This window comes from Streptomyces sp. NPDC023527 (assembly GCF_055560115.1).
This window is the reverse complement of sequence record NZ_JBVHJJ010000011.1, coordinates 238,464-258,633: the sequence shown is the minus strand read 5'-3', so window position 1 is coordinate 258,633 and position 20,170 is coordinate 238,464. Positions and strand designations below refer to the sequence as shown.

13 protein-coding genes are annotated in these 20,170 nt (G+C 71.9%); 11 read left to right on the top strand and 2 right to left on the bottom strand.

Annotated features, from left to right (window positions below):
• Nucleotides 1–71: 71 nt before the first annotated feature.
• From ACZ303_RS22865 to hflX, 5 genes are all read left to right on the top strand, one after another.
• A complete protein-coding gene (locus ACZ303_RS22865; RefSeq protein ID WP_467341881.1) occupies nt 72–530 on the top strand; it encodes a hypothetical protein in 459 nt (152 codons plus the stop codon).
• Between the two features lie 66 nt (nt 531–596).
• Complete coding sequence (gene dapF / locus ACZ303_RS22860) at nt 597–1,475, top strand: diaminopimelate epimerase (protein ID WP_467341793.1); 879 nt, start codon at nt 597–599, stop codon at nt 1,473–1,475.
• A gap of 180 nt (nt 1,476–1,655) precedes the next feature.
• Complete coding sequence (locus ACZ303_RS22855) at nt 1,656–3,782, top strand: RelA/SpoT family protein (RefSeq protein WP_467341791.1); 2,127 nt, start codon at nt 1,656–1,658, stop codon at nt 3,780–3,782.
• A gap of 117 nt (nt 3,783–3,899) precedes the next feature.
• Entirely contained in the window at nt 3,900–5,420 is a 1,521-nt protein-coding gene (locus ACZ303_RS22850) for a M1 family metallopeptidase (RefSeq protein WP_467341789.1), read from the top strand.
• A 135-nt stretch (nt 5,421–5,555) separates the two neighbouring features.
• Nucleotides 5,556–7,046 carry a GTPase HflX gene (gene hflX, locus ACZ303_RS22845; protein ID WP_467341787.1) on the top strand — a complete coding sequence of 497 codons (1,491 nt, stop codon included), beginning with the start codon at nt 5,556–5,558 and terminating at the stop codon, nt 7,044–7,046.
• Nucleotides 7,047–7,171: 125 nt separating this feature from the next.
• On the opposite strand, the gene ACZ303_RS22840 is transcribed toward hflX, so the two are convergent.
• Complete coding sequence (locus ACZ303_RS22840; protein WP_467341785.1) at nt 7,172–8,359, bottom strand: trypsin-like serine peptidase; 1,188 nt, start codon at nt 8,357–8,359, stop codon at nt 7,172–7,174.
• 250 nt (nt 8,360–8,609) lie between these two features.
• On the opposite strand from ACZ303_RS22840, the gene ACZ303_RS22835 reads away from it, so the two are divergent.
• From ACZ303_RS22835 to ACZ303_RS22820, 4 genes are all read left to right on the top strand, one after another.
• Nucleotides 8,610–10,133 (top strand): diaminobutyrate--2-oxoglutarate transaminase family protein, encoded by a 1,524-nt coding sequence (locus ACZ303_RS22835; RefSeq protein ID WP_467341783.1) that lies wholly within the window; start codon nt 8,610–8,612, stop codon nt 10,131–10,133.
• 56 nt (nt 10,134–10,189) lie between these two features.
• Entirely contained in the window at nt 10,190–12,118 is a 1,929-nt protein-coding gene (locus tag ACZ303_RS22830) for an IucA/IucC family protein (protein WP_467341782.1), read from the top strand.
• A gap of 109 nt (nt 12,119–12,227) precedes the next feature.
• On the top strand, nt 12,228–12,929 hold the full coding sequence (locus ACZ303_RS22825; protein WP_467341780.1) for a GNAT family N-acetyltransferase: 702 nt from the start codon (nt 12,228–12,230) through the stop codon (nt 12,927–12,929).
• 151 nt (nt 12,930–13,080) lie between these two features.
• A complete protein-coding gene (locus ACZ303_RS22820; RefSeq protein WP_467341778.1) occupies nt 13,081–15,060 on the top strand; it encodes an ATP-dependent DNA helicase in 1,980 nt (659 codons plus the stop codon).
• Nucleotides 15,061–15,128: 68 nt separating this feature from the next.
• Here ACZ303_RS22820 and lexA read toward each other — a convergent pair whose 3' ends face one another.
• Nucleotides 15,129–15,917 carry a transcriptional repressor LexA gene (gene lexA, locus ACZ303_RS22815; protein WP_467341776.1) on the bottom strand — a complete coding sequence of 263 codons (789 nt, stop codon included), beginning with the start codon at nt 15,915–15,917 and terminating at the stop codon, nt 15,129–15,131.
• Nucleotides 15,918–16,502: 585 nt separating this feature from the next.
• Between lexA and nrdR the strand changes: the two genes are divergently transcribed.
• Nucleotides 16,503–17,015: a transcriptional regulator NrdR gene (nrdR, locus tag ACZ303_RS22810; RefSeq protein ID WP_467341774.1), complete on the top strand. Its 513-nt coding sequence runs from the start codon at nt 16,503–16,505 to the stop codon at nt 17,013–17,015.
• A gap of 123 nt (nt 17,016–17,138) precedes the next feature.
• Nucleotides 17,139–20,009, top strand: coding sequence for a vitamin B12-dependent ribonucleotide reductase (locus tag ACZ303_RS22805; protein WP_467341772.1), 2,871 nt, complete (start codon nt 17,139–17,141; stop codon nt 20,007–20,009).
• Nucleotides 20,010–20,170: the final 161 nt, after the last annotated feature.

The window sequence follows — 20,170 nt, the reverse complement described above, 5'->3', positions numbered from 1 at the left end:
CGGCCTGCGGGAGCGTGCCATCATCAAGCTTCGATCGAGCCGTGAAGTCCGAGTGGGGAGGGCGCGTGGCGATGGAGGCCGGCCCTCGTGACAGACCGCAACAGCCGCCGCAGGGCGAGCCCGCCGCGCTGACCCCGGACGGACCCGAGGACACCGAGGGAGCGGACGGGCCCACGCCCGAGCAGACCGCCCCCGCGTCGTTCCGGGAGCTGCGCCCACCGCGCCGGCTGCGGATCTGGCAGCTCGCGCCCATCGTCGTGCTCGCCGCGGTCGGCTCGCTGATGTTCGCCTTCCCGCTCGCCTTCGAGGTCGGCGACGGCGGACCGGTCGTCGCCATGCTCGGCCTGCTGATCAGCTGCTGCGCCGCGGGCTGGGGCGTCATGGCCGCCCGCCGGGTCGGCTACACCTGGCCCGGCCTGCCGGCCAGGGGCTCCGGGAACCGGCCCGACTGGCGCTATGTCGCCTCGTACACGGCCGTCGTCGCCCTGGTGGTCGTGCTCGCCGTGTGGCGCGTCGCGCGCCTGCGCTAGCGCAGGCCCCGCCGCGGCCCCGGCCTGGTCGGCGGGGCTGTCACAGGCGCCCCGTACCATCGAAGCGTGAGCACACAGATCGCCTTCCTCAAGGGCCACGCCACCGAGAACGACTTCGTGATCGTGCCCGACCACGACGGCCGGATCGAGCTGTCCCCGACCGCCGTGGCCCGCCTGTGCGACCGCCGGGCCGGCATCGGCGGGGACGGCGTGCTGCGCGTCGTCCGGTCCGCGGCCCACCCCGAGGCGCGGGCGATGGCCGACGAGGCCGAGTGGTTCATGGACTACCGCAACGCCGACGGCACCATAGCCGAGATGTGCGGCAACGGCGTCCGCGTCTTCGCCCGCTACCTCCAGTGGGCGGGCCTGGCCGAGGAGGGCGACCTCGCCGTCGCGACCCGCGCGGGGATCCGCCGCGCCCATATCGCCAAGGACGGCGTGGGCGGCGAGATCACCGTCTCGATGGGCAAGGCGCTGCTGCCCCCGGGGCCCGTCACGGTCACCGTCGGTGAGCGCAGCTGGCCCGCCCATCACGTCAACATGGGCAATCCGCACGCCGTCTCCTTCGTCGAGGACCTCGCCGACGCCGGCAATCTGTACACCGCCCCCCTCGTCGCCCCCGCCGGCGCGTACCCGGAGGGCACGAACGTCGAGTTCGTCGTCGACCGCGGCCCCCGCCACGTCGCCATGCGGGTGCACGAGCGCGGCTCCGGTGAGACCCGCTCCTGCGGCACGGGCGCCTGCGCCGTCATGGTCGCGGCGGCGCGCCGGGACGGCGTCGACCCGGCGGTCACCGGCCTCCCCGTCACCTACACCGTGGATCTCCCCGGCGGGCGCCTGGAGATCAGCGAGAGCCCGGACGGCACCATCGAGATGACCGGCCCCGCCGTGATCGTCGCGGAAGGCGTCTTCGACGCGGCCTGGCTGGCCACCGCCCTCGCCTGAACGGCGCGCACTACCCCTCTTCGGAGCGATTGCCGAACTCCTGACAGCGCCGCTCGCTCGAATGGGTGATCCGTTTCACTCTGGGCGAGAGCGGGTGAGCAGCGCGTGATGGGCTCGGTAGCATCAAGCACCGGTCTGGCGGCGTGAGCCGACCACCGGTCGACGCTGCCGGAGGTGCCCATGAGCGCAGACACCCCGAACGAAGGTGCTCCCGGCCGCTGGCGCGGCCGGGCCCGCCTCGACCTGAGACGGCTGCGGCGGGCGGCGATCAGCGGCTCCGGCCCGCGTGGCCGGCTCCCGGACGCCATCGACCACGTCGCCAAGGTCCACCGCGCCCACCACCCCGGCGCGGACCTCGACATCCTGCGCCGCGCGTATCTCCTCGCGGAGTCCTCCCACCGCGGCCAGATGCGCAAGAGCGGCGAGCCGTACATCACCCACCCGCTCGCGGTGACCCTGATCCTCGCCGAACTGGGCGCCGAGACGACGACCTTGACCGCCTCCCTCCTCCACGACACCGTCGAGGACACCGAGGTGACGCTGGATCAGGTGCGCGGCCAGTTCGGGGAGGAGGTGCGCTTCCTCGTCGACGGCGTCACCAAGCTGGAGAAGGTCGACTACGGCGCGGCCGCCGAGCCCGAGACATTCCGCAAGATGCTCGTGGCCACCGGCAACGACGTCCGCGTGATGTCCATCAAGCTCGCCGACCGGCTGCACAACATGCGCACGCTCGGCGTGATGCGCCCGGAGAAACAGGTCCGGATCGCCAAGGTCACCCGCGATGTGCTGATCCCGCTCGCCGAGCGGCTGGGCGTCCAGGCGCTCAAGACCGAGCTGGAGGACCTCGTCTTCGCGATCCTCCACCCCGAGGAGTACGCCCGCACCCGCGACCTCGTCCTCTCCCACGGTGACCGGCCCAACCCGCTGGAGGCGACCGCCGAGCGCGTACGGGCCGTCCTGCGCGAGGCCGGCATCGCGGCCGACGTCCTCGTCCGCTCCCGGCACTTCGTCTCCGTCCACCGGGTGCGCCTGGAGCACGGCAGGGTCACCGGATCGGACCTCGGCCGGCTGCTCGTCCTCGTCGCCGAGGACGCCGACTGCTATGCCGTCCTCGGCGAACTGCACACCTGCTTCACCCCGTTCATCTCGGAGTTCAAGGACTTCATCGCCGTACCGAAGTTCAACCTCTACCAGTCGCTGCACACCGCCGTGGCGGGGCCGACCGGCGAGGCGGCGCAAGTCCTCATCCGCACCCACCAGATGCACCGCGTCGCCGAGGCCGGCGTCATCGCCCTGGGCAATCCCTACGCCGCCCCGGAGACGCCCGACGCGACCGACGGGGAGCGCGTGGACCCCACCCGGCCCGGCTGGCTCTCCCGGCTGCTGGAGTGGCAGCGGGCCACGCCCGACCCCGATACCTTCTGGACCTCGCTCCGCGACGAGCTGGCCCAGGACCGCGAGGTCACGGTCTTCCGCGCGGACGGCGGCACGATCGGCCTGCCGGCCGGTTCGAGCTGTGTCGACGCCGCCTACGCGCAGTACGGGGACGGCGCCCACAGCTGTATCGGCGCGCGGGTCAACGGCCGACTGGCCACGCTCAGCACCGTCCTGCGCGACGGCGACACCCTTCAGCTGCTGATGTCCCGCGACGCGGTCTCCGGGCCCTCGCCCGACTGGCTGGAGCACGCCCGTACCCCCGCCGCCCGGATCGCCATCGAGCGGTGGATGGCCACCCACCCGGCACCGGACCCCACCGCCCCGCCGGTGCCACCGGCGGACCGTCCGTGCCCCCCGCCCCGGTCGACCGCCCCGGCGGCGCGGTGGCCGGTCGCCGTCACCTCGGACGGCACCGACCTCGCGGCCGCGAGCGTACGACTGGCCGGCTGCTGTACGCCCGTCCCGCCCGACGAGGTGACCGGCTTCGCCGTGCGCGGCGGCATGGTCACCGTGCACCGCGCGCAGTGTCCGGCGGTGAAGCGCATGGTCGCCTCGGGGCGCGCGCCGGTGGGCGTGTGCTGGAGCGCGCCCGAGAGCACGGGCGCCTGCGACTACCGGGTCACGCTCCGCGCCGAGTCGTTCAGCAGGCCGCATCTGCTCGCGGACCTCACCGAGGCCATCGCGGCCGAGGGCGCGGCGGTCATCTCGGCCGCCGTCGAGCCACCGCACGAGCAGCGCGTGCGCCACACCTACACCCTCCAGCTCACCGACGCGGGCCGGCTGCCGGAGTTGATGCGGGCCATGCGGCGCGTCCCGGGGGTCTATGACGTCGAACGGGCGGGCCGGGCCGTTGCGGGGGCGCCACTGTAGGCGTACGGACGACCGTCCGGCGGTGTGACGCTCGTACATCCTTCCGAAACGCTCATACGGGTGGGGTGGCGTCGCGCCGCCGACGGTCGCGGCCCACCCGCTGATAGCGGTGGACGCATGCCGCACTCATCCGGGGAACGCCCCCCGAGCCCCTGGCGGTCCGTACGCCTGCGGGCCGCCCTCACCACCGCCGTCATGGCCCTCCTCCTCGGCGCCGCCGTCCCGCCTTCCGAAACTGCGCAGGGGATCGGCGACCGGCTCTTCCCGGAGCTCGGCAACCCCGGCTACGACGTCGTCTCCTACGACATCGCGCTGGCCTATCACGGCAATGACAAGCCGCTCGACGCCGTCACCACCATCGAGGCCGAGGCGACCGATGACCTGGAGCAGTTCAACCTGGACTTCTCCGGCGGCACGGTCCGCTCGGTCGTGGTCAACGGCCTGCCCGCCGAGTTCACCCCCGTGAAAGAGGATCTGGTCGTCACTCCCGCTTTCGACCTCCCGGACGAGGGCCACTTCACCGTCACCGTCCGCCACACCAGTAACCCGCGCGGCACCGACGGCGGCTGGGTCCCCACCAAGGACGGGCTGGTCATGGCCAACCAGGCCGACGCCGCCCACCGAATCTTCCCTGGCAACGACCACCCCTCCGACAAGGCCCGCTTCACCTTCCACGTCACCGTCCCCAAGGACCTCGTCGTGGTCGCCGGCGGTCTGCCCGACGGCCGGATGAGCAGAGGGGGGAACACCACCTGGACGTACCGGAGCCTGCACCCCATGGCCACCGAGCTCGCCCAGGTCTCCATCGGCCGCTCCGCCGTCCCCCGCCGCACCGGCCCGCGCGGCCTGCCGCTGCGCGACGTCGTGCCCGCCGCCGACCGCGAGCGCCTGGAGAAATGGACGGCGAAGACCCCCGAGCAGGTCGCCTGGATGGAGAGGAGGGTGGGGCCGTACCCCTTCGAGACCTACGGCGTGCTGATGGCCGACGCCGCGACGGGCTTCGAGCTGGAGACGCAGACGCTCTCCCTCTTCGAACGGGACCTGTTCGTCCGGACCGACATTCCCGCCTGGTACCTCGAATCGATCATGGTCCACGAGCTCGCGCACCAGTGGTTCGGCGACAGCGTCAGCCCGCGCACCTGGTCCGACCTCTGGCTCAACGAGGCCCACGCCACCTGGTACGAAGCGCTGTACGCGGAGGAGAGGGGCAAGAGGCCCCTGGAGCCCCGCATGCGCTTCGCCTACGAGCACTCCGACGCCTGGCGCGCCGACGGCGGCCCCCCGGCCGCCCCCAAGGCGTCCGACCCCGGCAAGAAGACCAGCATCTTCCGCCCCAACGTCTACGACGGCGGCGCCGTCGTCCTCTACGCCCTGCGCCAGCGGATCGGCGCGCCCGCCTTCGAGCGCCTGCAGCGGGAGTGGGTCGCCGGGCACCGCGACTCCACCGCCGGCACGGCCGACTTCATCGCGCTCGCGTCCCAGGTCTCCGGCCAGGATCTGAAGCCGTTCCTGCGCGCCTGGCTGTACGGGCCCACCACCCCGCCCATGCCCGGTCACCCGGACTGGAAGCCCGCCCCGAAGCCCGCTCCCGAACCGGCCCCCAAGCCCACTCCGAAGGGCGCCCGTAAACCCGCGTGACGGCCCGGGGCGGGCATGGGACCATCGACGGGTCGGCGCAGCGGCCGGCCCGGGAATCTCCGCGGCCCGCCAAGCGTTGACCAGCGTGTGGCACCCCTCACGGGGCCGCCCCTTCCCAACGACGTAAAGGATCAAATGACCTCCTCTTCTTCCCTTCCCCAGGACCGGCAGAGCCTCCCGGAGAGCCTTCGGGCCGACGCCCTGATGGAAGAGGACGTCGCCTGGAGCCACGAGATCGACGGGGAGCGCGACGGCGAGCAGTACGACCGCTCCGAGCGGGCGGCGCTGCGCCGTGTCGCGGGTCTCTCCACCGAGCTGGAGGACGTCACCGAGGTCGAGTACCGGCAGCTGCGCCTGGAGCGCGTGGTGCTGGTCGGCGTGTGGACGTCCGGCACGGTCCAGGACGCGGACAACTCCCTCGCGGAGCTGGCCGCGCTCGCGGAGACCGCGGGCGCCCTCGTCCTCGACGGTGTCGTCCAGCGCCGTGACAAGCCGGACCCCGCCACCTTCATCGGTTCCGGCAAGGCGCGCGAGCTGCGCGACATCGTCATGGAGAGCGGCGCCGACACCGTCGTCTGTGATGGCGAGCTCAGCCCCGGCCAGCTCATCGCCCTCGAAGACGTCGTCAAGGTGAAGGTGGTCGACCGGACCGCCCTCATCCTGGACATCTTCGCCCAGCACGCCAAGTCCCGAGAGGGCAAGGCCCAGGTCTCGCTCGCCCAGATGCAGTACATGCTGCCGCGGCTGCGCGGCTGGGGTCAGTCGCTCTCCCGGCAGATGGGCGGCGGCGGTTCCAGCGGCGGTGGCGGCATGGCCACCCGTGGTCCCGGTGAGACCAAGATCGAGACGGACCGTCGGCGGATCCGCGAGAAGATGGCGAAGATGCGCCGGGAGATCGCGGAGATGAAGACCGGCCGCGACATCAAGCGCCAGGAACGCCGGCGCAACAAGGTCCCCTCGGTCGCCATCGCCGGGTACACCAACGCCGGCAAGTCCTCGCTGCTCAACCGGCTCACCGGCGCGGGCGTGCTGGTGGAGAACTCCCTGTTCGCCACCCTCGACCCGACCGTGCGCCGGGCCGAGACGCCCAGCGGGCGGCTGTACACCCTCGCCGACACCGTCGGATTCGTCCGGCACCTGCCGCACCACCTCGTCGAGGCGTTCCGCTCCACGATGGAGGAGGTCGGCGACTCCGACCTGATCCTGCACGTGGTCGACGGCTCGCACCCGGCGCCGGAGGAGCAGCTGGCCGCCGTGCGCGAGGTGATCCGCGACGTCGGCGCGCTCGACGTGCCCGAGATCGTGGTGATCAACAAGGCGGACGCGGCCGACCCGCTCGTCCTGCAGCGGCTGCTGCGCGTGGAGAAGCACTCCATCGCCGTCTCCGCGCGGACCGGCGCGGGCATCGCGGAGCTCCTGGAGCTGATCGACACCGAGCTGCCCCGGCCCGCCGTCGAGATCGAGGCGCTCGTGCCGTACACACAGGGCGCCCTGGTGGCACGGGCCCACGCCGACGGCGAGGTGATCTCCGAGGAGCACACCCCGGAGGGCACCCTGATCAAGGCACGGGTGCACGAGGAGCTCGCCGCGGAGTTCCAGCGCTATGTGCCGGTCGCCCGCGGCTGACCGACTGGCGATAACGCGAAGGCCCGCCCCCGATTCCGGGGGCGGGCCTTTGGCCATGGGATGACCGTTTCGCTGGGGAGCCGGCTCCGCTCACACGGTCGGCACCGCCGAGGGGCCGACCCCGCTCAGCGGTTGGCGAACTTCCGGCTCAGCGCGTCGTAGACGCCCTTCGCCTCGGGGCCCAGGCGCGGGCCCGCCAGCCAGGTGCTGTCGGACGGGCCGATGGAGGTGTTGGAGACCAGCACCACCTTGCCGTCGCGCTGCGCGAACCAGCCACCGCCGGACGAACCACCGGTCATGGTGCAGCCGATGCGGTACATCGTGGGCTGCGTCGGCTCGACCGTCAGACGGCTCGGCTTGTCGATGCAGTCGTACATCTTCTGGCCGTCGAAGGGCGGCGCGGCCGGGTAGCCCCAGGCCCCCATCGACTGGATCGACTTCACCTGCGGCGCCTCGAAGTCCACGGTGAGGGCGTTGCCGACGGTCTCCTCGAGAGACTTGCCGGAGCCCGCCTCGGACTTCACGTGCAGCACGGAGAAGTCATACGGCGCGCCCGCGCCACCGGTCTCGGCGCCCTGCGTGATCCACTGCGAGGACGTCTGGGCCCAGTCCGCCCACCACACGCCGTACGGAGCGACGTCCTGCACCGGCGCGCTGTTGACCTGCGAGGCGGGCAGGCCCTTGTCGTTGTAGGACGGCACGAAGGCGATGTTGCGGTACCAGCCGCCCTTCTTGCCCGAGTGCACGCAGTGGCCCGCGGTCCACACCATGTTGGACTTGCCCGGGTGTGCCGGGTCCTTGACGACCGTCGCCGAGCAGACCATGTGGCCCTCGGGGCTGTCGAAGAACACCTTGCCGACCGGGGCGGCGTTGTTGTGGTACGGCAGATCGACCGACTTGGCCTGCACCGGGCGCGGTTCGGGGTCGGTGACGCCCTGGTCGCCGGAGGCCCCCGGAGCGGTGCCGGGCGCGCCCTTGCTCGCGAGCGTCTTGTCGCTGGAGCGCGCGTCCTTCATCGTGTCGGGCTTCCAGTGCCCCTTGATCATGGGGTTGATGAAGTCGCGTGCCTCACGCAGCCACTGGTCCTTGTCCCAGTTCTTCCAGGCCCCGTTCTTCCACTTGTCCAGGTCCTTGAGGGAAGAGGGGAGGTTCTTGGGCAGCTGGAGGGTGTCGTCGCCGGTCTGGGTGGCGGAGGCGCTGGGCTTGTCGCTGCCGGAGGCCTTGTCCTCGGAAGGGCCGCACGCGGTGGCCGTGAGGGCCAGCGCCGCGGTCAGAGCGGCCGCGGCCAGCGCCGGCCGGCGGATGGAAGGCATGGAGTGGGATCCCCCTGATCGATCTGCTGATGAGGTGTGCCCGCAGGTGAGGGCACTGTGAAGTTGTCATGCACCGTCCCAGTGAGGGGACAGGGCCCCACTATGCCGGTGCGTTGGGAGACGGAGGAGGGCGGGTCCCCGGTTCCGCATCGAAGGATCTTGGCCCTGGGCCGTGTTCCGCCGCTCGCCGCGTCGTTGGTACGTACGGGGGAGAGCCGACCAGCGTTCAGCAGCAGGAGGACCCAGAGCCGTGGCCTTGACCCAGCTACCGCCGACGGCGACGGCGTCAACCGCACACGAAGGCATCCTCCGGCGGCAGTCGGCGCGGGAATCGGCGGCCCGCACCTACGCCCGCTCGCTGCCCATCGTGCCGGTGCGCGCCCGGGGGCTGACGATCGAGGGAGCCGACGGCCGACGCTATCTCGACTGCCTCTCGGGGGCCGGTTCGCTGGCGCTGGGCCACAATCACCCGGTCGTGCTCGAAGCGATCCGCGCCGTCCTCGACTCGGGCGCGCCGCTGCACGTCCTGGACCTGGCCACCCCGGTGAAGGACGTCTTCACCAGCGAGCTGTTCGCCACGCTGCCGCGGGGGCTGGCCGACTCCGCCCGGATCCAGTTCTGCGGCCCGGCCGGCACGGACGCGGTGGAGGCCGCCTTCAAGCTCGTCCGCACCGCCACCGGCCGGGACGGACTGCTCGCCTTCACCGGTGCCTACCACGGGATGACGGAGGGAGCGCTGGCCGCTTCCGGCGGGGCGCCGAGCGTGCGGGTGACCCGGCTGCCCTATCCGCAGGACTACCGCTGCCCGTTCGGTGTGGGCGGTGAGAACGGCGCCCGCCTGGCGGCCCATTGGACCGAGAGCCTCCTGGACGACCCCCGGAGCGGAGTGCGCGACCCGGCCGGGATGGTCGTCGAGCCGGTGCAGGGCGAGGGCGGGGTGATCCCGGCCCCGGACAGCTGGCTGCGCCGGATGCGCGCCGTCACCGCCGCCCGCTCCATCCCGCTCATCGCCGACGAGGTGCAGACGGGCGTGGGCCGGACCGGGGCGTTCTGGGCAGTCGAGCACAGCGGGATCGTGCCCGATGTGATGGTGCTCTCGAAGGCGATCGGCGGCAGCCTCCCACTGGCCGTCATCGTCTACCGCGCCGAGCTCGACGCCTGGCGTCCGGGTGACCACGCGGGCACCTTCCGCGGCAACCAGCTGGCCATGGCCGCCGGCGCCGCGACCCTGCGGTACGTACGGGAGAACGGCCTGGCCGCACGCGCCGCGACGCTGGGCGAGCGGATGCTGCGACGGCTGCGGACGCTGGCGCGCGAGCACGACTGCATCGGCGACGTGCGCGGGCTCGGGCTCATGATCGGCATCGAGTTCGTGCACCCCGACGGCGCCTGCGACCACCGCACCGGCGGAGCGGCAGGCTCCGGCGACGCGCCACCGGAAGCCGACCTGCTGGCGGACGGCCTGTGGCTGGCGAGCAAGCGACCGGACGGCACGCGGTCCGACAGCGCCCGGACGAACGGCACGGACGGCGCCGGCCGGCCGGCGCCCGCTCCGGCCGCGCCGGGGCTGGCCTCCGCCGTGCAGCAGGAGTGCCTGCGCCGGGGACTGATCGTCGAACTGGGCGGCCGCCACTCCTGCGTCGTACGCCTCCTGCCACCGCTGACCCTCACCGACGAGCAGGCGGAAGCGGTCCTCGACCGGCTCTCCGACGCCATCACCGCCGTCTGCCGCAGCGGCCGGCGCGCCCCCCACACCCACCCTGAGCACGCCTAAGGAGGCAGGCGTCGCAGCCCCGGCCCGACGGCCGTGACCCGCGCGCCGTACACCGAATGAACGCATCCCCCGGGACCGATGCGTCCACCGCCGGGCCCTGCGAGCAGCCCGTGGTCTCCACGGTGCCCCGCCAGGAAGGCCGCCATCGCGGGACGGCGGACGCCGGAGAGGCATACGCCCCGGACGGGCTGGAGCACCCCGACCCGAGGGCCGCCGCCGACGCCGCCACCGTCGAGAATCTGCTGCGCTGCTGGGTCCGCGAACACGACATCGCCCGCCCCGAAACGGCCGCACTGCGCCTGCCGCTCGCCGCGAGCGGCATCGACCTCCACATCCCCGTGCACTACTGGTCGGCCGCCGGCTGGCACCGCTTCGGCCCGCCCACACCGGCCGACGGTCCCGCCGACGCACCCCCGGTCGACGCCGTCACCCTGGCCGCCCTGCTCTCCCGCGAAGCCGCGCACCACGCCGTACGAACCGGCCGCGCGCCCACCGAGGACAGCGCCGAACTGGTCGGCCGCGTGGCGGACTCGACCCGCCGCACGGCCGACTTCCTCGCCGCCCGGCGCCGGCACCCCGCCGACCCGGACGCCGGCGACCTCTTCCTCTACGCCGAACAGTCCCTGCTGCTCGGCCACCCCCTCCATCCCACGCCCAAGAGCCGCGAAGGGCTCTCCGAGGCCGAGTCCCGCCTCTACTCCCCGGAGACCCGCGGCTCTTTCCCGCTGCACTGGCTGGCCGTCCACCGCTCCCTGCTGGCCACCGACTCGGCGTGGACCGAGCGCGGCCGGGCGGTCGACGCCGTCACCCTCGCCGCCCGGCTCGCCGGCCCGCAGCTGAGGCTGCCGCCGGACACGGTGCCCCTGCCGCTGCACCCCTGGCAGGCGCGCGACATCCGCAACCGCCCCGCCGCCGCCTCCCTCTTCGACTCCGGACTCGTCCGCGACATCGGGCCGTTCGGCGAGCCCTGGTACCCCACCTCCTCCGTACGCACCGTGCACCGCCCCGGCGCGCCCGCGATGCTGAAGCTCTCCCTGGGGCTGCGGATCACCAACTCCCGCCGCGAGAACCTCCGCAAGGAGCTGTGGCGCGGCGTGGAGGTGCACCGACTGCTGCGGAGCGGCCTCGCCGACCGGTGGCGCGCGGCATGCGCCGGCGGCCTCGGGTTCGACATCGTCCGCGACCCCGCCTGGCTCGCGGTCGACGCGCCGGACGGCACCCCGGTCACCGGCCTCGACGCCGTCATCCGGCACAACCCCTTCGGCCCCGGTGACGACGCCGTGTGCGTCGCCGGTCTCACCTCACCCCGCCCCTGGTCCGATGGACCGGACGAGGAGGGGCACACCGGGAGCCTCACCATGCGCTCCCGCCTCGCCGACATCGTGGCCCGCCTCGCGCTCCACACCGGCCGACCGGCCGGAGCCGTCTCGGTCGAGTGGTTCCTGCGCTATCTGGACGCGGTCGTCCGCCCCGTGCTGTGGCTCGACGGCGAGGCGGGCATCGCCCTGGAGGCCCACCAGCAGAACACCCTGGTCCTCCTGGACCGCGACGGCTGGCCGGCGGGCGGGCGCTACCGCGACAACCAGGGCTATTACTTCCGCGAGTCCCACCGCGCCGAGCTCGACCGGCGGCTCCCCGGCATCGGCAAGGAGAGCGACACCTTCGTCTCCGACGACGTGGCCGACGAGCGGTTCGCCTACTACCTCGGCATCAACAACATCCTCGGCCTCATCGGGGCCTTCGGGGCCCAGCGTCTCGCCGACGAACGGATCCTGCTGGCCGCGCTCCGCCGCTTCCTCAGGGACGCGGCGTCGGGCCCGGCCGAGACCCGTTCCTCCCTCCCCGCCCACCTCCTCGAAGCGCCCACCCTGCGCTGCAAGGCCAATCTGCTGACCAGGCTGCGGGGGCTCGACGAGCTCGTCGGCCCGGTCGACACCCAGTCCGTCTATGTCACCGTCACCAACCCCCTTCTCACGTCGGCCTGATGACCGGCGAGAGCCCCGGCCCCGGGCGAACGGGGCCGGCGGGGCTTCGGCCTCCCCGAGGCCCACGAGGTTCTCGGCCCGAGGGGATCCCCGAGAGGAGACCGTCTCCGTGCCGCCCACCGACCCCAGCGCGTATTCGAGCACTGACGACACCCTCGACCTGAGGCTGCCCGACGATCTCGTCGAGCTCATCGCCTACGGTCGGCCGGAGACGCTCACCACCGACCCCGCCCAGGCCCCCGAGCTCCTCGACTCCCTCGCCGACTGGGGCCCCGCCGACACCAGGGCGGGCACCTTCCAGCTCGTACCCGTCCGCCTCGAACGGGACCTGCGACTCATCACCCGGTGGATGAACGACCCCGCCGTCGCGGCCTTCTGGGCGCTCGACGGGCCCGAGAGCGTCACCGAGACCCACCTCCGCACGAAACTCGACGGGGACGGCCGCAGCATCCCCTGCCTGGGCGTGCTCGCCGGCGTGCCCATGAGCTACTGGGAGATCTACCGCGCGGACATCGACCCCGTCGCCCGCCACTATCCGGCCCGCCCGCACGACACCGGCGTCCATCTCCTCATCGGCAAGGTCGCCGACCGGGGGCGGGGCCTCGGGACCCTGCTGCTGCGGACCGTCGCCGACCTCATCCTCGACCACCGGCCCGCCTGCCGCCGCGTCGTCGCCGAACCGGACCTCCGCAATGTCCCCTCCGTCGCGGCGTTCCTCGGCGCGGGCTTCCGGCTGAGCGCCGAGATCGATCTGCCGGACAAGCGCGCGGCGCTGCTGATCCGTGACCGCGCCCTGCGCACCCTCCTCTGACCGCCGGCGGCCCGGGCCCCCGGTCACTCGTACGGGCCGAAATCCCGGGTCGGCGAGGAGGCGTTCCCACGGCTCAAGGGCCGCTTCGAGACCTCCGATCTTCCAAGACGACGGCAGAGATGTCAGTGCCGCCCCTTAGGGTGGAAGAGCTATGACTGCCTCCTCCTCGCCCTCCCTCGCCGACCTCCTGCACGCCGCCGTCACCGCCGTCGGCGGCACCGAGCGGCCGGGTCAGGTCACCATGGCCGAAGCCGTCTCCGAAGCGGTCGACGGCAATTCCCACCTGCTCGTGCAGGCCGGCACCGGCACCGGAAAGTCCCTCGGCTATCTGGTGCCCGCCCTCGCCCACGGCGAGCGGGTCGTCGTCGCCACCGCCACGCTCGCGCTCCAGCGCCAGCTCGTCGAGCGCGACCTTCCGCGCACGGTCGACGCCCTCCAGCCGCTGCTGCGCCGCCGCCCGCAGTTCGCCATGCTCAAGGGCCGGTCGAACTACCTCTGCCTGCACCGGCTCCACGAGGGAGTGCCGCAGGAAGAGGAGGAGGGGCTCTTCGACCCCTTCGAGGCGGCCGCGCCGACCAGCAAGCTCGGCAAGGACCTGCTGGCCCTGCGCGACTGGTCGGACGAGACCGAGACGGGCGACCGGGACGACCTCACCCCCGGCGTCTCCGACCGCGCCTGGTCCCAGGTCTCGGTCACCTCGCGCGAGTGCCTCGGCGCCTCCAAGTGCGCGTACGGAGCGGAGTGCTTCGCCGAGGCCGCCCGGGAGCGCGCCAAGCTCGCCGATGTCGTGGTCACCAACCACGCGCTGCTGGCCATCGACGCCATCGAGGGCGCCCCGGTGCTGCCCAGCCACGAGGTCCTGATCGTCGACGAGGCCCATGAGCTGGTCTCCCGGGTCACCGGCGTGGCCACCGGCGAGCTCACTCCGGGCCAGGTCAACCGGGCCGTGCGGCGGGCGGCCAAGCTCGTCGACGAGAAGGCGGCGGACGCGCTCCAGACGGCCGCCGAGAGCTTCGAGCGCCTGATGGAGCTGGCTCTTCCAGGGCGACTGGAGGAGCTTCCCGAGGACCTGGAGTACGCCCTGATGGCGCTCCGCGACGCCGCGCGCACGGTGATCTCGGCCATCGGCAACACCCGCGACAAGTCCGTCCAGGACGAGGACGCCGTCCGCAAGCAGGCCCTCGCCTCGGTCGAGAGCATCCACACGGTCGCCGAGCGCATCGTGGAGGGCTCCGAGTACGACGTCGTCTGGTACGAGCGCCATGACCGCTTCGGCGCGTCCCTGCGGGTCGCCCCGATGTCGGTCTCCGGTCTGCTGCGGGAGAAGCTCTTCAACGAGCGATCCGTCGTGCTCACCTCGGCCACGCTCAAGCTGGGCGGCGATTTCAACGGCGTCGGCGCGTCCCTCGGCCTCGCGCCCGAGGGCACGGGCGGCGAGGACAGCCCGCAGTGGAAGGGCGTCGATGTCGGCTCGCCCTTCGACTACCCCAAGCAGGGCATCCTGTACGTCGCGCGGCACCTGGCCCAGCCGGGCCGGGAAGGCAGCCGCACGGACATGCTCGACGAACTGGCCGAGCTGATCGAGGCGGCCGGCGGCCGCACGCTCGGCCTGTTCTCCTCGATGCGCGCGGCCCAGGCCGCCGCCGAGGAGCTCCGCGGGCGGCTGGACGTGCCGATCCTGCTCCAGGGCGAGGAGACGCTCGGCGAGCTGATCCGCACCTTCGCGGCCGATGCCCGCACCTGCCTGTTCGGCACGCTCTCCCTGTGGCAGGGGGTCGATGTGCCGGGGCCGAACTGCCAGCTGGTGGTGATGGACCGGGTGCCCTTCCCGCGTCCGGACGATCCGCTGATGAGCGCCCGCCAGAAGGCGGTGGAGGAGGCCGGCGGCAATGGCTTCATGGCCGTCGCCGCGACGCACGCCGCGCTGCTGATGGCGCAGGGCGCCGGCCGGCTCGTACGGGCCTCGGGGGACCGCGGCGTGGTCGCGGTGCTCGACCCGCGGCTGGCGACCGCCCGCTACGGCGGCTTCCTGCGGGCGTCCCTGCCCGACTTCTGGTACACCACGGACCGTAACCAGGCGCGCCGCTCGCTCGCCGCCATCGACGCGGCGGCCAAGGCGGCGGAGAAATAGCGACAGGAGCTACAGCAGGGCCCCGGAACCGGCGCAGTGGTCCCGGGGCCCGGTCTGGCCGAGCGCCTTCACACCCGGCGCAGCACCGCCACCACCTTGCCGAGGATGGTGGCCTCGTCGCCGGGGATCGGCTGGTAGGCGGCATTGTGCGGCAGCAGCCACACATGCCCGTCCTCGCGCTTGAAACGCTTGACCGTGGCTTCGCCGTCGAGCATCGCGGCCACGATATCGCCGTTCTCCGCGACCGGCTGGCGACGCACCGTCACCCAGTCGCCATCACAGATGGCGGCTTCGACCATGGAGTCGCCGACGACCTTCAGCACGAACAGCTCACCGTCGCCGACCAGCTGCCGGGGCAGCGGGAAGACGTCCTCGACGGACTCCTCGGCCAGGATCGGGCCACCGGCCGCGATCCGGCCGACCAGCGGTACGTACGAGGCGGCGGGCTTGCCGGTGGTGTCGGTCGGCTGCGAGCTGGGCTGGTCGGACCCCCGTACCTCATAGGCCCGGGGGCGGTGGGGATCCCTGCGCAGGAATCCCTTGCGCTCCAGCGCCATGAGCTGATGGGCCACGGAGGAGGTGCTCGACAGCCCCACCGCCTGGCCGATCTCGCGCATCGACGGGGGGTAACCCCGGCGCTGGACCGAGTCCCGGATCACTTCGATGACCCGCCGCTGCCGGTCGGTGAGGCCCGAGCTGTCCGCCCGGATCCCTGGAGGTCGTCCCGGGAGCGCCCGAGCGGGCTTCTGCCCCTCGGCGGCGTTCATGGCTGAGTCATTCATCGGGTGTGCCTGGTCGAGTCGGTTCTGGGAGCGGTCCTGGGCGGTGATGGTGGCGCTGTCTGCGGTGGTGGTCACGTCGGCCCCTCTCGAAATGGTCTCCCTAGCTGGACAACGGTAGTTGCTTTCGAAAGGTTGCGCCAAACACACGTTCGAGTGAAATATCGAAGATTGCCTGACGCGATCAGGGGAGAGGGTGTACAGCCGAAGATCAATTCGGACTATTGCGGTACCCTTCGGTGCGAAGTCCGACGGACCGTATCGGATCCCGCCCGTTCGGGTGGCGTCCGGCCGAGGGTCACTCGCGGCCCCGGGGTCGCGGCGGGCCGGCCGAGCCGGTCGACGCGGGCGGCGCCGTGCGGTGTCCAGTGTGGCATCAGCGTGTCGCCGATGCCCCCACCGGGCCGTGCCGGTGCCGCCTCCCGTAGGCTCGTGCCCTGCCCTCGCGGCCCGACACGCGCTCGGCGCGGATCGCCGCCCGCCACCAGATCTAGTGGTTTGATAGCGGCGGCTACCCACAAGTTGTGGTCGAAGGCCACCACCGGTCATCCCCGGCCTCGGTCATCGCCTATGCTGGGGGCCTGCTTCGCAAGGGTCCGAACGAGGGTCCGGCGAGGCCGGAGATCGTGCACAGTCCTACGAGGGTGAGGAGGGTGGAGAGCCATGCACTGCCCCTTCTGCAGGCACCCCGACAGCCGAGTCGTCGACAGTCGGACCACCGATGACGGCTGCTCGATCCGCAGGCGACGCCAGTGCCCCGACTGCTCCCGCCGGTTCACGACGGTGGAGACCGCGTCACTGATGGTGATCAAGCGCAGCGGGGTCACCGAGCCCTTCAGCCGCAACAAGGTCATCTCCGGGGTCCGCAAGGCGTGCCAGGGCCGCCCGGTCACCGAGGACGCCCTGGCCAAGCTCGGCCAGCGGGTCGAGGAGGCGGTGCGCGCCACGGGCAGTGCCGAACTCTCCACCCACGACGTCGGCCTCGCCATACTCGGCCCCCTCCGGGATCTCGACCTGGTCGCCTATCTGCGGTTCGCGTCCGTGTATCAGGCGTTCGACTCGCTGGAGGACTTCGAGGCCGCCGTCGCGGAGCTCCGCGAGCAGCGGCCCGTCGCGACCGTCGGCGACCGCGACGGGGGCCCGGAGGTCCCCGCGCCCGCGACCGCCGCCGACTAGCGACGACACCGGCGGCACCACACAGACATGCCCGGCGCGCCTCGCGCGCCGGGTGAAAGACAGACATCCGCGCCACGGAAGAATTGGGCGCATAAGGGCGTTTTGCCCGTAGAGGGAGGCGGCATGACCGAGACGACGAGCGGCCCGGCACGAGGTTCCCGCTCCAAGGGAACCAAGGGCGCCAAGGGTCTGCGCATCGAGCGCATCCACACGACTCCCGGTGTGCATCCGTACGACGAGGTCGTCTGGGAACGTCGTGACGTTGTCATGACCAACTGGCGTGACGGCTCCATCAACTTCGAGCAGCGCGGCGTCGAGTTCCCCGACTTCTGGTCGGTCAACGCCGTCAACATCGTCACCAGCAAGTACTTCCGCGGCGCCGTCGGTTCGCCCGACCGCGAGTCGAGCCTCAAGCAGCTCATCGACCGTGTCGTGAAGACCTACCGCAAGGCGGGCGAGGAGCACGGCTACTTCGGCTCCCCGGCGGACGCCGAGATCTTCGACCACGAGCTGACCTACGCGCTGCTGCACCAGGTCTTCAGCTTCAACTCCCCGGTCTGGTTCAACGTCGGCACCGCCCAGCCGCAGCAGGTCTCCGCCTGCTTCATCCTCTCCGTCGACGACTCCATGGAGTCGATCCTCGACTGGTACAAGGAAGAGGGGATGATCTTCAAGGGCGGCTCCGGCGCCGGCCTGAACCTCTCTCGCATCCGCTCCTCCAAGGAGCTGCTCTCCTCCGGCGGCAACGCCTCCGGCCCCGTCTCCTTCATGCGCGGCGCCGACGCCTCCGCAGGAACGATCAAGTCGGGCGGCGCCACCCGCCGCGCGGCCAAGATGGTCGTCCTCGACGTCGACCACCCCGACGTCGAGGCCTTCATCGAGACCAAGGTGAAGGAGGAGGAGAAGGTCCGCGCCCTGCGCGACGCCGGCTTCGACATGGACCTGGGCGGCGACGACATCACGTCCGTCCAGTACCAGAACGCCAACAACTCCGTCCGCGTCAACGACGAGTTCATGAAGGCCGTCGAGACCGGTTCGAAGTTCGGCCTGCGCGGCCGGATGACCGGTGAGGTCATCGAGGAGATCGACGCCAAGGGCCTCTTCCGCAAGATGGCCGAGGCCGCCTGGGCCTGCGCCGATCCGGGCATCCAGTACGACGACACGATCAACCACTGGCACACCTCGCCGGAGACGGGCCGCATCACCGCGTCCAACCCGTGCAGCGAGTACATGCACCTGGACAACTCCTCGTGCAACCTCGCCTCCCTCAACCTCATGAAGTTCCTCCGCGACGACGACCAGGGCAACCAGTCGTTCGACGCCGAGCGCTTCGCCAAGGTCGTCGAGCTGGTCATCACGGCGATGGACATCTCCATCTGCTTCGCCGACTTCCCGACCGAGAAGATCGGCGAGACCACCCGCGCCTTCCGCCAGCTGGGCATCGGCTACGCCAACCTCGGCGCCCTGCTGATGGCCACCGGCCACGCCTACGACAGCGACGGCGGCCGCGCGCTCGCCGGTGCCATCACCTCGCTGATGACCGGTACGTCCTACCGGCGCTCCGCCGAGCTGGCCGCGGTCGTCGGCCCGTACGACGGCTACGCCCGCAACGCCGACGCCCACAAGCGCGTCATGAAGCAGCACTCCGACGCCAACGGCACCGCCAAGCGCGTCGACGACCTGGACACCCCGGTGTGGGCCGCCGCCACCGAGGCCTGGCAGGACGTCCTCCGCCTCGGCGAGAAGAACGGCTTCCGCAACGCCCAGGCGTCGGTGCTCGCCCCCACCGGCACCATCGGCCTGATGATGGACTGCGACACCACGGGCGTCGAGCCGGACCTGGCCCTGGTCAAGTTCAAGAAGCTCGTCGGCGGCGGGTCGATGCAGATCGTGAACAACACGGTCCCCAAGGCGCTCAAGCGCATGGGCTACCAGCCGGAGCAGGTCGAGGCGATCGTCGCCCACATCGCCGAGCACGGCAACGTCATCGACGCCCCGGGTCTGAAGTCCGAGCACTACGAGGTCTTCGACTGCGCCATGGGCGAGCGCGCGATCTCCGCCATGGGCCACGTGCGCATGATGGCCGCCGCGCAGCCGTTCCTGTCGGGCGCGATCTCCAAGACCGTGAACCTCCCCGAGTCGGCCACCGTCGAGGAGGTCGAGGAGGTCTACTTCGAGGGCTGGAAGCTCGGCCTGAAGGCGCTCGCGATCTACCGCGACAACTGCAAGGTCGGCCAGCCGCTCTCCGCGAAGAAGAAGGAGGAGGCCAAGGCACCCGAGGCCGCCCCCGTCACGGAGAAGGTCGTCGAGTACCGCCCCGTCCGCAAGCGCCTCCCCAAGGGCCGGCCGGGCATCACCACCTCCTTCACGGTCGGTGGCGCCGAGGGCTACATGACCGCCAACTCCTACCCGGACGACGGTCTCGGCGAGGTCTTCCTCAAGATGTCCAAGCAGGGCTCGACCCTCGCGGGCATGATGGACGCCTTCTCCATCGCCGTCTCCGTCGGCCTCCAGTACGGCGTGCCGCTGGAGACCTACGTCTCGAAGTTCACCAACATGCGCTTCGAGCCGGCCGGCATGACGGACGACCCGGACGTGCGGATGGCGCAGTCGATCGTCGACTACATCTTCCGCCGCCTCGCGCTGGACTTCCTGCCGTTCGAGACCCGCTCGGCTCTCGGCATCCACTCCGCCGAGGAGCGCCAGCGCCACCTCGACACCGGTTCGTACGAGCCGACCGACGACGAGGTCGACGTCGAGGGCCTCGCCCAGTCCGCGCCGCGCCAGCTGGCCGCGCCGAAGACCGAGACCCCGGCGCAGCCCGCGGCCGCGGTCCCGGCGCCGAAGCAGGCCCACAACTCCACCGAACTGGTGGAGATGCAGCTCGGCCTGAACGCCGACGCCCCGCTGTGCTTCTCCTGCGGTACGAAGATGCGCCGCGCGGGCAGCTGCTACCTCTGCGAGGGCTGCGGCTCGACCAGCGGCTGCAGCTGACAGCGGCCTTGACCGCAGGCGCGACCTGCGGTTCGTGAAGGGCGCCGGCCTTTGGCCGGCGCCCTTCCGGTTTTTATGGGTCAGCAGCTTCGCGTCGCCGCACCGGGACACTCTCCGGCGTCGTCGTCACAACTGCGGCGCGCTTGATGCCGATCACACCG

Coding starts and splice junctions, on each gene's coding strand:
- ACZ303_RS22865 (WP_467341881.1), top strand. CDS start 72: ATGGAGGCCGGCCCTCGTGACAGACCGCAACAGCCGCCGCAGGGCGAG.
- ACZ303_RS22855 (WP_467341791.1), top strand. CDS start 1,656: ATGAGCGCAGACACCCCGAACGAAGGTGCTCCCGGCCGCTGGCGCGGC.
- ACZ303_RS22850 (WP_467341789.1), top strand. CDS start 3,900: ATGCCGCACTCATCCGGGGAACGCCCCCCGAGCCCCTGGCGGTCCGTA.
- hflX (WP_467341787.1), top strand. CDS start 5,556: ATGACCTCCTCTTCTTCCCTTCCCCAGGACCGGCAGAGCCTCCCGGAG.
- ACZ303_RS22840 (WP_467341785.1), bottom strand. CDS start 8,359: ATGCCTTCCATCCGCCGGCCGGCGCTGGCCGCGGCCGCTCTGACCGCG.
- ACZ303_RS22830 (WP_467341782.1), top strand. CDS start 10,190: ATGAACGCATCCCCCGGGACCGATGCGTCCACCGCCGGGCCCTGCGAG.
- ACZ303_RS22820 (WP_467341778.1), top strand. CDS start 13,081: ATGACTGCCTCCTCCTCGCCCTCCCTCGCCGACCTCCTGCACGCCGCC.
- nrdR (WP_467341774.1), top strand. CDS start 16,503: ATGCACTGCCCCTTCTGCAGGCACCCCGACAGCCGAGTCGTCGACAGT.
- ACZ303_RS22805 (WP_467341772.1), top strand. CDS start 17,139: ATGACCGAGACGACGAGCGGCCCGGCACGAGGTTCCCGCTCCAAGGGA.